14 protein-coding genes are annotated in these 14,038 nt (G+C 51.6%); 10 read left to right on the forward strand and 4 right to left on the reverse strand.

Annotated elements, in window-relative coordinates:
* The first annotated feature begins 114 nt into the window (after positions 1-114).
* The 6 genes from V8F51_RS28355 to V8F51_RS28380 all read left to right on the forward strand — a co-directional run bounded on the left by V8F51_RS28355 (position 115) and on the right by V8F51_RS28380 (position 7,956).
* Positions 115-1,692 carry a M23 family metallopeptidase gene (locus tag V8F51_RS28355; RefSeq protein ID WP_337103868.1) on the forward strand — a complete coding sequence of 526 codons (1,578 nt, stop codon included), beginning with the start codon at positions 115-117 and terminating at the stop codon, positions 1,690-1,692.
* Between the two features lie 209 nt (positions 1,693-1,901).
* Positions 1,902-2,672 (forward strand): response regulator YycF, encoded by a 771-nt coding sequence (gene yycF / locus V8F51_RS28360; RefSeq protein WP_337103881.1) that lies wholly within the window; start codon positions 1,902-1,904, stop codon positions 2,670-2,672.
* A complete protein-coding gene (walK, locus tag V8F51_RS28365; RefSeq protein ID WP_337103869.1) occupies positions 2,669-4,516 on the forward strand; it encodes a cell wall metabolism sensor histidine kinase WalK in 1,848 nt (615 codons plus the stop codon). The genes yycF and walK overlap by 4 nt, the downstream gene beginning before the upstream one ends.
* Positions 4,513-5,976, forward strand: coding sequence for a YycH family regulatory protein (locus V8F51_RS28370; RefSeq protein WP_337103870.1), 1,464 nt, complete (start codon positions 4,513-4,515; stop codon positions 5,974-5,976). The genes walK and V8F51_RS28370 overlap by 4 nt, the downstream gene beginning before the upstream one ends.
* A 42-nt stretch (positions 5,977-6,018) precedes the next feature.
* The gene (gene yycI / locus V8F51_RS28375) at positions 6,019-6,768 is read left to right on the forward strand and encodes a two-component system regulatory protein YycI (RefSeq protein WP_337103871.1); all 750 of its coding nucleotides are present in this window, start codon (positions 6,019-6,021) and stop codon (positions 6,766-6,768) included.
* A gap of 381 nt (positions 6,769-7,149) precedes the next feature.
* On the forward strand, positions 7,150-7,956 hold the full coding sequence (locus V8F51_RS28380; protein ID WP_337103882.1) for an MBL fold metallo-hydrolase: 807 nt from the start codon (positions 7,150-7,152) through the stop codon (positions 7,954-7,956).
* Here the strand turns inward: V8F51_RS28380 and V8F51_RS28385 are convergent.
* Positions 7,925-8,146, reverse strand: coding sequence for a hypothetical protein (locus V8F51_RS28385; protein ID WP_337103872.1), 222 nt, complete (start codon positions 8,144-8,146; stop codon positions 7,925-7,927). The genes V8F51_RS28380 and V8F51_RS28385 overlap by 32 nt on opposite strands.
* A gap of 191 nt (positions 8,147-8,337) precedes the next feature.
* On the opposite strand from V8F51_RS28385, the gene V8F51_RS28390 reads away from it, so the two are divergent.
* On the forward strand, positions 8,338-9,690 hold the full coding sequence (locus V8F51_RS28390) for a S1C family serine protease (RefSeq protein WP_337103873.1): 1,353 nt from the start codon (positions 8,338-8,340) through the stop codon (positions 9,688-9,690).
* Positions 9,691-10,145: 455 nt separating this feature from the next.
* Positions 10,146-10,313 (forward strand): CxxH/CxxC protein, encoded by a 168-nt coding sequence (locus V8F51_RS28395; protein WP_307204279.1) that lies wholly within the window; start codon positions 10,146-10,148, stop codon positions 10,311-10,313.
* A 63-nt stretch (positions 10,314-10,376) separates the two neighbouring features.
* Here V8F51_RS28395 and V8F51_RS28400 read toward each other — a convergent pair whose 3' ends face one another.
* Positions 10,377-10,763, reverse strand: a complete 387-nt coding sequence (locus V8F51_RS28400; protein ID WP_337103874.1) for a DnaJ family domain-containing protein — start codon at positions 10,761-10,763, stop codon at positions 10,377-10,379.
* A 205-nt stretch (positions 10,764-10,968) separates the two neighbouring features.
* Between V8F51_RS28400 and rlmH the strand changes: the two genes are divergently transcribed.
* Positions 10,969-11,448: a 23S rRNA (pseudouridine(1915)-N(3))-methyltransferase RlmH gene (gene rlmH, locus V8F51_RS28405; RefSeq protein ID WP_337103875.1), complete on the forward strand. Its 480-nt coding sequence runs from the start codon at positions 10,969-10,971 to the stop codon at positions 11,446-11,448.
* A 76-nt stretch (positions 11,449-11,524) separates the two neighbouring features.
* Here the strand turns inward: rlmH and V8F51_RS28410 are convergent, their stop codons facing one another.
* Complete coding sequence (locus tag V8F51_RS28410; protein ID WP_337103876.1) at positions 11,525-12,466, reverse strand: zinc-binding dehydrogenase; 942 nt, start codon at positions 12,464-12,466, stop codon at positions 11,525-11,527.
* A gap of 117 nt (positions 12,467-12,583) precedes the next feature.
* Here V8F51_RS28410 and V8F51_RS28415 point away from each other — a divergent pair, with 117 nt between their 5' ends.
* Positions 12,584-13,465 carry a hypothetical protein gene (locus V8F51_RS28415; protein WP_337103877.1) on the forward strand — a complete coding sequence of 294 codons (882 nt, stop codon included), beginning with the start codon at positions 12,584-12,586 and terminating at the stop codon, positions 13,463-13,465.
* Between the two features lie 122 nt (positions 13,466-13,587).
* Here V8F51_RS28415 and V8F51_RS28420 read toward each other — a convergent pair whose 3' ends face one another.
* Positions 13,588-13,830 carry a hypothetical protein gene (locus tag V8F51_RS28420; protein ID WP_337103878.1) on the reverse strand — a complete coding sequence of 81 codons (243 nt, stop codon included), beginning with the start codon at positions 13,828-13,830 and terminating at the stop codon, positions 13,588-13,590.
* Positions 13,831-14,038 lie beyond the last annotated feature (208 nt).

The raw sequence follows: 14,038 nt of genomic DNA on the forward strand, positions 1-14,038 counted from the left end.
GCCCCATTTGTTAGGCATATGTTAAAGTATTAGGCGAGTGATCCGACAGGATAATTCGCTTTTTTTGGTTGATTAAGAAAAAAATAGTAGCTTTAACGCGAAAAGGAGACGATCATGACCGTTTTCAGGGACAAGGGTCGACTGCAGAAGGTATGGGACAAGACGACCCAGTACTTTAGACCTGCTCGATCAGAACACTTGAATGGCAAGAAGCAGCAACAGCCCGCCAGCGTTCAGACGACTTCGCCATTTTGGCGCAAGAAGCCGTTTGTCATCGTGGTTGGGTCGCTTGTACTCCTCACTGTAGCCGGATTTAGCGGAAGCCAATATGTCAAAGCAAACACAGTTCAATTCTACAACGTATATATGAATGGTACAGCCGTTGGCACGGTGGACCAGACTGAGGCAGTCGAGCTGCTTATACAGCAAGAAACTACGGAAATGCAAGAAGCGAATCCGGAGATCAAGATGGTTCTGGATACCGGCACGATTACATACGCCAGTGAAAGTGGATTCAAGGCGGTCGCTGAGACCGAGGCAACGCTTGGGAAGCTGGAAGGCATGTTCACGACACACGCAGTCGGCGTGGAAGTGAAGATTGACGGCAAAGTAATCGGAATCGTGAAGGATCAGCAGACGGCCAATGATATATTGATTCGCGTGCAGAGCAAGTTCGCACCTGAGCTGGCCGCTTCGATTAAGAAGAAAAATGAAGTATCCGTATTGTCCTTTAATTCCGATTCGGAACAGAAAGAGGCGGAAGCCGAGGCGAAGGCGCCTTCGAAGACACCTGGCCGGGAAGTTACGGAGGTAGGCTTCGTAGAAGACGTAATCGTCGATGAGGTAGATATCGCGCCGGAAGATATTATGCAAGCCGAGGATGTGTACAAGCTGCTCGTTCAAGGCAGCGTGAAACCGACGAAATACACGGTTGAAGAAGGCGACTGTGTCGGCTGTATCGCACAGAAGTTCGATATTTCACCGCAAGTCATCTATGAGAACAATACATGGATCAAGGATGATAAGCTCACGATCGGTGATGTGCTTGATCTGACTGTACTGCAGCCGGAGCTCACCGTCACGACGTCGGAGAACCTGGTTGAGATCGAGTCGATCGAGCCGGCGGTTGAGATCCAGAAGAACGCAAGCATGCGTCTCGGCGAATCGAAGGTAATCAAGGAAGGCGTTCCGGGCTCGAAGCGTCTAACGTATAAGATCGTGAAGCAGAACGGCTACGTCGTTAGCGAAGAGCTGCTCTCGAAGGAAGTACTGAAGGAAGCGGTAGCGTCGATCGTCATGAAGGGCACGAAGGTTGTGCTTGGCGAAGGCTCAGGAAACTTCGCAATGCCGGTTACCGGCAGCAGGTTGTCCAGTAAGTTCGGCAAGCGTTGGGGCCGCATGCATACGGGTATCGACTTAACAGGCAACAAATCGATCCTTGCATCCGATACCGGCGTCATTGAATTCGTTGGCAGCAAGTCGGGCACAGGCAAGACGATCATTATTAACCACAAGAACGGCTACAAGACGTTATACGGACACTTAAGCTCTTACAGCGTCAAGGAAGGCGCGATTATCGAGAAGGGTCAGAAGATCGGGGTCATGGGCAACACCGGCAACTCCACTGGCGTCCATCTTCATTTCGAAATCATTAAGAACGGCACGAAGGTGAATCCGTTAGGGTACTTATAACACTTATAATTTCATACCTATAGAGATAAAGGGGCGTTAGCTTCGCTGTAGCACACAGCGGAGTTGACGTTCCTTTTTTTGTGGGTTCGTGCATCCTTAAATTTACTCTAGAGGCGTTTTATATCATGAGCGAAGTTTCATTGTGAACGAGGAGCGGGTGTATGTTAGAATATAAGGGATTACAAGGACAAGATACGGGCGGTGTAGCGATGCACGGAAAAATATTAGTGGTCGACGACGAACAGCCGATTGCAGATATAATAAAGTTTAATTTGGAGAAGGAAGGCCATCAGGTCATCTGCGCTTTCGACGGCGGTGAAGCGGTCAGATTGGCGTTCGAGGAGAAGCCGGATCTGATTCTTCTGGATCTGATGCTGCCGGTCAAGGATGGCATGGATGTGTGCCGCGAGGTGCGCACGAAGCTGCAGATGCCGATCATTATGCTGACGGCCAAGGATACGGAGATTGACAAGGTGCTCGGTCTTGAGCTTGGAGCGGATGATTACGTCACGAAGCCGTTCAGCACGAGGGAGCTGCTTGCTCGCGTGAAGGCGCATTTGCGCCGCCACAATAAGCCGGCTGCGACAGGTTATGGCGATGCCGGAGCGGGAGGACAACAGATTGATCTGAATGCCGCGCCGGAACAAGAGAAGCAGGGGCTTAAGCTATTCAACCTGTTCATTGATACGGATATGTATGTTGTCTATAAGGACAATACGCCGCTTGATCTGACACACCGCGAATATGAGCTTGTCTACTACATGGCCCGCAACAGCGGTAAAGTGATGACGAGAGAGCATTTGCTCCAAGCGGTATGGGGCTTTGAATATTTCGGCGACGTTCGGACGGTGGACGTGACGATCCGTCGTCTGCGCGAGAAGATCGAGGATGATCCTAGCCGTCCGGAATATATTTTGACGCGGCGCGGACTTGGTTATGTGATGCGTAATCCGAAGTCCGGGGGATTTGGTTACGGATGAAGGGGAAATCCTTTTTTCGCACCATTCAAGTAAAGCTCGTTATAATATATTTGCTGCTTATTCTTGTGGCGATGCAACTGATTGGCGTCTACTTCATTAGTACGGTCAAAAACTCGCTGATCGAGAGCTTCACGAACAACCTGAAGGAGCAGGCCGATATCTTATCCAAATTCGCCGCGCCTAGCTTGTCGCCGAAGCTGGAAGCGGATAGCGACAGCTCGGAGAATACGACCGAGACGCTAAGTCTCGTCGTGCGCAATCTGTTCAGTATTAGCGGCGCAGAGGTGCAGGTGCTGGACTCGAACGGCAAGATTGTCGCGACGTCGCAGCAGATGCAGCAGTCGGATATCGGCAAGAAGAACAATGAGCTTGCGGTTAGCCGCGCCTTGCAGAACATTCGAGATAACGAAGAAGAAATTATAGATGAAGATAATATGCATAAGAAGATGATTGCCCAGCCTGTCGTGTTGAACGAAAAGGTCGTTGGCGCGGTCTATATTGTTGCCTCCATGAACGATCTGTATGACACGGTGAACCGGGTTAACCAGATTTTTTTCTCGGGTACGTTAATTGCGCTGGGACTTACCGGCGTTCTAGGCGTGCTGCTCGCGCATACGATTACGAGTCCGATTCAAGGCTTGACGAAGCAGGCCGAAGCGGTAGCGGAGGGCAAATTCGACTTTCAGGTACCGGTGCTTGGCGATGACGAGATCGGCAGGCTGAGCATGGCGTTCAACGATATGACGATTCGTCTTAAGGATGCGTTGTCGGTCAACGAGGAGGAGAACGAGAAGCTTGCCTCGATTCTCTCCAATATGAGCGACGGCGTCGTCGCTGCGGATGAGCATGGCAAAATCATCGTATGGAATCGCCGAGCCCTAGAGTTGCTGGATGTACGTTCCTGCGAAGGATATGAGCTTCCCACGCTGCTGGGTCTCTCCGAGCAGAAGCTGCAAGAGCTGCAGCAAGGACGCGGACAGACGCTGCTGCTTGATCGCGGACAAGATGTGGAGCATGTCAGCGATGAAGAGGGCGATGTGCTGCGCGTGACGTTCACGCCAATACACCGCCGGGACAAGGGCATTACGGGTACAATAGCCGTCTTGCAGGACGTAACGGAGCAAGAAAAGCTGGAGCATTCGCGTCGCCAGTTCGTAGCGAACGTCTCGCATGAGCTGCGGACGCCGCTTACGACGATCAAGAGTTACGCGGAGGCGCTTAATGACGGCGCGCTCGAGGAGCGCGAGCTGTCGTCGCGATTCGTGGGCGTTATTAGCAATGAGACGGAGCGGATGATTCGCCTTGTCACCGATCTGCTGCATCTGTCGCGGCTTGACTCCAATCAGGCGCCGCTTAGACGGAGGCAGACGAACGTTCATGATATGCTCGACGAGGTGGCGGATCGCTTCTCGTTTCAGTTGCGGCAGAAGTCCATTAAGGCAACCGTCCGCGTGGACTCCGGCTTGCAGGACGCGTGGCTGGACCGTGATCAGATCGACCAAGTACTTGATAACCTCATATCGAATGCGATTAAATATACGCTCGATGGCGGTAAGATTGAGCTGACGGCCCGGAAGCAGCAAAGCTCTGGGACGATGGCTATTAGCGTGAAGGATACGGGGATCGGTATTCCGAAAAAGGATTTAAGCCGTATTTTTGACCGCTTCTATCGGGTGGACAAGGCTCGCTCGCGGAACATGGGCGGCACGGGTCTCGGTCTATCGATTGCCCGGGAAATTGTGAAAGCGCATGGTGGCTCGATCGCGCTGGATTCCGAACTAAATGAAGGAACGACCGTAACATTCACGCTTCCATTGCTGCAGGAAGGGGGCGAGATTGCATGATAGAGAAATTCAAAACGGGGGCGCTAATTGCGCTTGTTGCAATCAGCCTGATACAAAGCTATTTGCTTGCCTATAGTATGCCCGGTCTTAACGCCACCGTCCGAAGCGATCAGAACTATGCAAACGCCGAACCGATGGGACGCGAGCTGAATGTAGAGAGCGTGATCTTTCCGGATCAGCTTATCGTTCATTTGGGCGACAATAAGCATACGGTTATTTTGCCGGGCACCCAGTTCTATGAGATGATCTTGAATCAACGGATCAAGGGGAGGGAGTTCAAGGGCTTCCAGCGCAATCCGGCGAACATGCTCGATTGGGACAAGGTTCGGAAGAACGATATCGGCATCGAGCTGCGCTTCGATAGCGGCGTGCCGGTGCAACTGCTCCAGAAGCTGCTCAAGCTGGAGGGCGACCTGCTGTTCTTGAACGAGACGATTAACCGAATCTGGATTTTCAAGACGACGGGTACGGAAGAGGTGCGCACGTTCTTCTTCGCGGATGACGGGCAAATGGTGTATGAATCGGTACGCGCCGACTTGACGGTGCGCGACGTGCAGGACTATGTAGGCTTCGGTCAATACCAGCAGACGTATACGATGACGGCCGACGGCTTGTACTATCCGGACAATCCGATCGTCGCGTCGGAGATCGTATACCCTTACGAGACGTATTCGCCCGACCTGATGCAGCGCAACCTGTTCTTCGATCCTAGCACGACGAGAACGTGGGAGGACCGCAACGGCTCACAAATTTATACGGACGGCAAACGTGGCTTGCAGGTTGAGCAAAATGGGATGTGGATTAGCTATACAGACCCCGCCGCTCCGCAAAATATTGAAAATGTGCTTAGCGACAATGTGTTCGCTTCCGTTGATTTCATTAACGACCATGGCGGTTGGGACGGTATGCATCGTTTCGTTAATCCTGGCCTATCAAGCAAAGGGAAGCTTGTGCTGTTCCAGCAATATATCGAGCATTACCCGGTCATTGAATCGGCTCCGTTCCATTACGGTTATATGAGATTAGCGCTTCAACAGGGCGTCGTCACCGAATATGCACGTTCCTTGATTACGCTCGGCGTGAAGGAAGAGAGCAGGAAGGAACGCTGGCTGCCGGGAGGCGAGCCGCTTCGCAAAACGCTGCAATCGTTCGGCCGCCGAAGCGAAGTCATTGCGTTATTCCCTGCATTGCAGGCGCTGCCGGTGGAAGAGAAGAAGATGCGTTTCACCCCTGTATGGGCCGTACGGCTGCAGGATGGTTCAGAGCATGTGCTCGAGAATGCATACCCGTACGGATATGAGCCTCCGAAGCAGGAAGAACCGACGAAGGAAGGCAATGCGGCGAATTCGGGCAATCTAGCGCTTGGCGGCAGCCCAGGAAACGGACAGACTGGTTCGCTGAGCTCCCTTAGCAATGCGGGTTTGCTGGCGAATAAAGCGGCCGGCGGGGAGTCGGATTGAACAATTAATTGACCAGCGAAGCGGTTATGGAGGTGAAGGCGAGTGGATTGGAGTAGAGCGAAGAGTGTGCTTATTTTCTCGTTCCTGCTGCTTAATATTTTGTTAGGCTATCAGCTATGGCTCGATATTCGGGAGCAGGTGAACGTGAACGTGAATTCGGCAGAGCTGCCGCAGGACAAGGTGCTGCTTATGCAGCAAAAGGGCATATCGCTGAGTGCCAATCTGCCGCTGGAGACCCCGGAGCTTCGCGATATTACGTATTTGCTGCATTCGGACAGCAGGAAGAATGCGCGGCCGATCATGCTGGAGACGGCTGTCGACGGCCGGATTGTTTTCACGCAATCGGAACTGGTGAAGACGCTCGGGAACATTATTCCGGAGTTGAATCAATATGTTTATGACCAGCTCGTCAGCGATGACGGCGTGTTCGTCTTGCATCGCACGACGGAAGGGCGGCCGATGTTCGATGTGAAACTGGAGCTGCATCATAGCTTTCAGAAAATAACGGGTTATCAGCAGGATCGCATCGAGATTCTGAGCAGGGGCGATGCGAGGCAGGTGTTGCCTGCCGCCAAGGTCGTCGCCAGCTTGATAGAGACGTACTTGCCGAACGGCTCGGTTATTACCGATATACAGTTGGGTTATCACGGACAAATCTTTGACTCCGAGAAGCAAGTGTCCGCGCCTTCCTGGCGGGTCATGCTGGAGGACGGTCAAATCTATTACGTTCATGCGATCAGCGGGGAAGTTACGACGGATGAGGAACAGGTAGAGACGGCAGGGCTTAGGTAGAGAGTGGGTTCCCAGCGCAAGTGTGGAGACCTTCCTGTGTTTAAAATAAAGGGAATTCGTCCAGTTATATATGGAGAAGTGAAACCAAAATATAGAATAACGGGAATTCCTCCTGTTAATTTCGTTGATATCATCCATTTGCTTGAAAACCGGCCCTATTAACAGGAGTAATTCCAGCTATTTGGTTAAAGCAGTCGATGAGCATGACAACAACGGGAGAAATTCCAGTTATTTCAGCGGGAGCAGCCAATTAGCGGGAATTTGACTGCTAATTTCTAGTAAATGCCGTTGATAGACAGGATATTGCGAAACTAGAGAGAAATGATAGATAGATACGTGCGTATGCCGTATGTATGGGCAGAAGGGATAGGACGGGCGGTTATGGGATTACGATTCACGGTACTGGCAAGCGGTTCAACAGGAAATGCGACAATCGTACAGGGCAGCGAGAAGACGGTGCTTGTCGACGCGGGACTCAGCATGAAGAAGCTGGATGAGGTCATGCGGGAGCAAGGGATAGCCGGACATCACATAGACGCGCTGTTCGTTACGCATGAGCATTCCGATCATATTAAAGGATTAGGCGCGTTCGCGCGCAAATACGAGCTGCCGATCTATGCGAACGAGGCAACGTGGGGCGCGCTTGAGCGTCACGTCGGCAATATTGCACCTGAGAAGCGCGTCATTATGGAGACGGGCGAGGCGCTTGATTTTGGACCGATGAAGGTACAGTCTTATCCGATCTCGCATGATGCGGCGGAGCCGGTCGGGTACACGTTCGAAGAGCGGGGCGAGAAGCTCAGTCTGGCTACAGACCTAGGTTATGTAAGCGAGAAGGTGAAGCGTCAGATCATTGACTCCGATGTGCTGGTGCTCGAATCGAACCACGATACGGAAATGCTCCGCATGGGGCGTTATCCTTGGAATATTAAGCGCCGAATCTTGAGCGATGTCGGCCATTTATCGAATGTAGCGGCAGGCGAGGCGTTGTGCGAGCTCATGACGGACCGAACGAAACGCGTCTATTTGGCTCATCTAAGCCTTGACCATAATGTAATGGACTTAGCGAAATTGACGGTCAATTCTATATTGGAAGACCACGGAATATTTTATAAGAAGGAAGAGCATCCGCTGCGCGAGACGCATCATGACAAACCTACCCCATGGGATGAAGTGAGGCGGAAATAAGCGATTCCATCTGTGCATCAAGCTCTTCTTGCTTGGCGCTAAGCTCTTCTCTCGTAAGCAGGCCTTTCTCTATGAACAGCTCTAGCATGGCGCTAAGAGCGAGGACGGTGCGGTAATGATCATCCTTCAGATCTGCGAGCTTGGCAACGAGCTGAACATGCTCCCATGAAGCGGGGGATTTGGATTTCATAAGGGCTTCTCTCCTTCAATGAACGAATAGTTACATGAACGCTATGACTATGAAAAATGATGCAGCAAAAACTGTAGAAATGATTGTGCTTTCTAACGAATCTATTATTATTTTAGTCAATTCTTCCGAAAACATTCCTAGATACCAAAAAATAGTCTTGATGTCGGTAGACATTGAGAGGAGCGATAGCGATGGGCTTATTCGACGACGATTTCTACTCGACAAAGGTTTCTCGGCGCGCGCGTGTCAGCAAGCGAGAAGACTTTGCGTTTCCTTATAAAAGTGGCGGCCGAAAATGGTCCAATGTAAAGGTCGCCTTCGTATCATCTTTCACCAGCGCCATCGCTGCGACTCTATTGTTCGGAGCGTTCTACGGCGGTGCTGGAGATAGCGGAAGCGGCCCTTCCGCGAAGGCCGCAGCCGGGGTCATCCAGACGATGGACGCGTCGGAGCGGGCTATTCAAGCGTCGGCTAAAGTAAGACCGGCCGTCGTCAGTATTGTGAACGAGCAAATGTATTCGCTCGGAGGCGAGGCGCTAGAGGAAGGCAGCGAGGACAAGGGCACGCTGCGCGAGGCTGGCGTCGGTTCGGGCGTTATTATATCGAAGAGCGACGGCAAGGCAATCATCGTGACGAATCATCACGTAATCGACAAAGCGGTATCCGTGAAGGCTGTTCTCATGAATGGCGAGAAGCGCGAGGCGCGTATCGTCGGCAAAGATCAGATTACCGATCTAGCGGTACTGGAGATCGATGCGAAGGGTATTGATGTAGTGGCAGAGATCGGCGATTCTTCGGCGCTTCGCGCAGCAGAGTTCGTCATTGCGATCGGCAATCCGCTCGGACTTGGCGATTCATTGTCGCAGGGCATCGTCAGCCGGACACATCAGATCATTCCTGTCTCGCTGAACCAAGATGGCGTGTATGATTGGGAGCAAGAGGTTATTCAGATCGATGCGTCTATTAACCAAGGCAACAGCGGCGGTCCTTTGATTGATATGAACGGCCATGTGGTTGGCATCAACAGTATGAAGATCGCCGACTTCGGCGTCGAAGGCATCGGCTTCGCTATTCCGATCAACAACGCAATGCCGGTCATCGAGAGTCTGCTCAAAAATGGTTTCGTGCCGCGACCGTACCTTGGCGTGTATACGATGGACCTGGAGCAATATTGGGAACAACAGAGCATGGCGGAAGCTTTCGAAGGCGAATTGTCCGAGGAAGAGGACGGCGGCGAGGAGCCGAAGGCGAAAGACAAGGATGAGGCAACAGCTGAAGAAGGCGGTCAGGAGCTTGGATTGCCGGATGAGGTGTATGACGGCGTCATCGTGCTCGAGGCGGTCGGTCCAGCTCTGGATGCCGGCCTAGCGTTCAACGACGTGATCGTGAAGCTGGATCGTCAATCGATCGGCAGCACGATGGAGCTCCGCAAATACTTGTACGACCAGAAGGAAATCGGCGACGAGATCGAAGTCACGTTCTACCGTGAGGGCGAGCTGAAGACGACGAAGTTCAAGCTGGGCGTGAAGGATGACGAGGAGTAACCCTTTGAGCGCAGAATAAGGATGTATTTGCAAGATGAAGGATACATGGATACAGGATGCGAACGGGCGACCGTTTGTATCCTGTTTTTTTGTATGTTTGCTTTTGCCTAACGAATTCAGAAGCGCTTATTGTTGGATAAGAGAGGGAATTGGGTTACTAACGAATCCAGAAACACTTATTTCTCTGAAAAGGCACTCTAATGCATCGTACTTGGGTGAATAAGGTTCGCTGGATTCGTAAGGATGCGGAATATAGGTTGAAACAGCGAATAAGCGTTCTAGGATTCGTTACTTGGTTAAAAAAAGCATAATAATTGTTAAGTGATTAGCGACCGTTTGGTTGCATTGGAAACTTCTAACGTACTTCTTAACTTCACAGCATACGACATTTTCTGATATGCTGGAGATAGCGAACAAAATCAAATTATCAACTAGGGATAGGAAGCGAGCAGATTATGTATTGTGTATGTAAAGCTCATATTGAGAACGCGTTAGATAGATTCGTAGATGAGTATGAGGATGCGCCGGACGTGGTCGATTTGAAGGAGACGCAGTTCGCGGATTGGGATCCGCCGCGCAAGTGTGATCTATGTGAAGAAGCAGCCACTTTCCTAGTGGTGTAACGGGAATATATTCGGTCAGCGGCTGTTCTTTACGGCAGGAATGGATGGGTGCGGTGCTATGAGTCAATTCTCGTCCTTGTCGAGCAGCCTCTGTATAATTTGGCGCTGGTAATCGACGAATGCTTCGGATGATGCCCAGCCGCGTTCGGACATTATAGTTTGATAGCGAAGCTTCTTGGCGGATAACTGGCCTTGAAGCTTTTGGCGTTCGGTATCGTTCTGGCAGGCGGATATGAGATCGCCAAGCGTGATCATTTCTTTGCGAAGCTGCATTTCCTCCGGGAGCATCCCGGCGTTCTTGAGCAGCTTGTAGCCAACTCGGAGCTCCTCCGGCACGTTGTCCATATCGTCCGGAGGAAGCGGCTTGCCGGCGCCGGGCAGATTGTCGAATTCCCCTTTGCGCATGGCCTCGCGTATCTTCTCCTCAGCAAGCGTACGAAAAATATCCATTTCGAATCAACTCCTTTAGCAGTAGTTTATCACAAAGCAATGCTAGTTAAAGAAGAGGGAATAGGGGATTTGCAGGGCAGCTGCTGGGTGTGAAGGATGAAGAGGAGTAACCTTTTAAGCGTAGTGCGATGGGGCTTCGCTTCACATCATGGGTTATTTTCTGCTATGCTGGGACCAACTAGGAAAAGGATGTGTAGCACAGCTTATGCATATACAGATAGCGGCGGTTGGCAAGCTGAAGGAAAAATATTTGGTGCTTGGCATCGCGGAGTATGCCAAGCGGCTCGGGCCTTACGTGAAGCTTACGCTCACGGAAGTGCCCGATGAGAAGGCGCCGGAGACGATGAGTCCGGCGGAGGAAGCGATTGTGCGCGACCGCGAGGGCGAGCGGCTTCTGGCGCAGCTGAAGCCGGACGCGCATGTCGTCGCGCTTGCTCTTGATGGCGAGCTGTGGTCGAGCGAGGATCTCGCGACGCAGCTCGATAAGCTGGCCACATATGGGCGGAGCCATGTGGCCTTCGTCATTGGCGGGAGCAACGGGCTCGCTCCCGCTGTATTGCAGCGCGCCCAGCAGAAGCTAAGCTTCGGGCGCATGACGTTGCCGCACCAGCTTATGCGGCTGGTGCTGGTGGAGCAGATTTATCGCGCGGTAAAGATCAATCGGGGGGAACCCTACCACAAATAGTTCGTAATTTTTATATGAAGCAGTTAGCATATCCAAATAACAAATCATGTAATGCGGTAGTTTATGGAGGTAAGAATTAATCCAAGTGAAGCACGGCTTTGCCGGAGAATTTCCGCTCCATCAGATTGCGGGCGACGGTGTCAATTTCGGTCCACGGCGCCTCCACTGCGATCCGTGGCGTTAGCCGCTTATCTGCGACCAGTCGGGCAAGCAAACTCAGATCGTCCGCAGCTGATTGACGAGTGATTTCGTCTCCGAGAAAGAAACCGTACAATGTTCTACCTCCGCTGGCCACCAGATTCATCATATCGATCGTCGCGGTTTTCGAAGAGGAAAATCCTGCTGCAACGCAAATACCTAGCGGCGCAAGCTGTGGCAGCAACGCCGCTAGTGTATCGCCGCCTACCGAATCGATGATCAGATCGTAAGGACCGAATTGGCGGGCTGATGAAGTTGCCGAATATCCAATGACAACTTCATCAGCTCCGGCTTCTCGAACAAGCTCGGCCTTCTCTTCCGTGCTGGCCACACCTACAACGTATGCTCCGGATTGGGCGGCAAGCTGATGGGCGAACAGCCCAACTCCACCGGTAGATCCTGTAATGAAAATACGCTTTCCGAGCAGCATGCCGCCTTTTCTAAGTGCATTAAGCGCCGTCAGGCCCGCTACGGGTAAGGTCGCCGCTTCCGTAAAAGTGAGTTTGTCCGGGATTTGGGCCAACATCGAAACGGGGGTAGCAACTTGCTCGCTCCAAGCTCCCATCGGGATCAAACCGACAACCCGGGCTCCTCTCTGCGGACCTGCGCCGCTCTTGGCCGGCTCGATGACAATTCCGGCAAAATCCCAACCGGGCCGACTTGATGTTTCCTGTTCCGTAGCATCCCTCACTTCTCCGCGATTAAGAGAGACGGTCTTCACTTGCACGATTGCTTCCCAAGGCTGGGCCTGTGGCGCGTCAACTTCCTTGAACGCCAAATGTGACGGAGCCAGCGGATCGATTACTACGGCACGAATCATATCGTATCTCCTCCAATACTGTGTCATTAGATGACATTGGTTTTCATTGAGGAGTATAATTTGAATGGATGATAATCCCAAGTGTAAAACTACACTTCTTAAAGAAGGGTGGAGAAGATGGATATACCCACAGAGGATTCTAGACTTAAACTCATATTGGGAGAGATTGAAGCGTTGCGGATGAATCGCCAGCACGAGCTTGGCGACCGGCCTCACCCGTTCTTAAAGCGATTTACCCAACAAGAGCTGAATGACGAGGCATTTCCTTCCTATAAAAATCTATTGGTGGGGCGTTCCCGCCGGATACCGGATCGCCAGACGATCATCAATATTGCAGGATATCTTGATTGTACTTCCGACGAGCGTAATGATCTGCTAATGGCAGCCGGTTACCTTCCGATTCAGACTGAATTGGAGGGGCGGGCGCTGGAGCGTGCATTGGAGTGGGCTCATCAAACGATGAGAGGTATTCTTTTTCCTGCCATGATCGCAACACACACGCAGGAGATCAAGGGGATTAACGAGCCGTTTCGCCATTTATTCGATATCCCGCTAGACCGCTCGTACGATGGCCTAATGAACAGGATAGATTTCCATTTCAATTCCGACTTGCCTATCCAGTCCCGCTCAACTTTCGATAAAGCGTCTTTTGAGAAGTGGCAGGTACATGCCATAAACGGGATACATGCGTTTAAGCGACAGCACATACTTTCCCGTTATGATGCGTGGTATCAAAATTTGATGTGCAAATTCCAGAAATATAACGCGGGCGAATATTTAAATGTGCTGGATGCAGAGGAAGAAACGGATCATACGCAAACCATATTGGCCAGAAACGAAAGCTCCGGCGAGCTGGTTCCCATTCGCTATAGACAGGTTTCTATTTCCGTAGGTAGCCGTATATATCCGCAAATTACGGTTTTTCTGCCGGTCGATGCTGCCGCACGTGAAGTCTTCGAGAGCCTGGGATGTCCCACTGATCGTGAATTCGTTTATTGATAGAATACTTACCTCATTCCTATCGACAAGCAGAGCACGCTGATTTATGATAAGAACGCCGGCCCGCAGGGGACCGGCTTGTTTGTTTGCTTGCGGCAAAATCAAAATGGCAAAAGTCGAAATCATCTCGCGCCATAGTGGTAATTACGCTTGCCCGACATGGTCGCGCACACGCTTGCGAATGCCGACCAGCATAACCTCGAACGTCTCCTTGAACGTCGGATGAAGGCGATGAGCAGCGTCCCGACCAGGGAATGCGTGTAATCCGCATGAATAATGCCTTCGCCGTACCCGTTTCCCAAGCTCGTGTCGACGGGCTCGACCCCGCTGACAAACAGAGGCACACGTAGGGCAATTGAGCTCATTAAACAAGGCAAGTGGGTGCCGATCGAAACGGAGCACCCGGTCTCAAAATCATGATTGGTTCAGGTTGCTGATGGTACCCTTTATACAGTAACGTTAAGAAGGCACCCCATTGGGCAATGTCATTAAGTTAAGGCGAAGAGCCGAAGTTAAGGAAAGAGCAGGTTATCGAAAAGATAACTTGCTCTTTTTCTTGCGCGAAAATGGAAA

Origin of the sequence: Paenibacillus sp. YIM B09110, assembly GCF_037167145.1 — a bacterium.
Taxonomy (GTDB): domain Bacteria; phylum Bacillota; class Bacilli; order Paenibacillales; family Paenibacillaceae; genus Pristimantibacillus.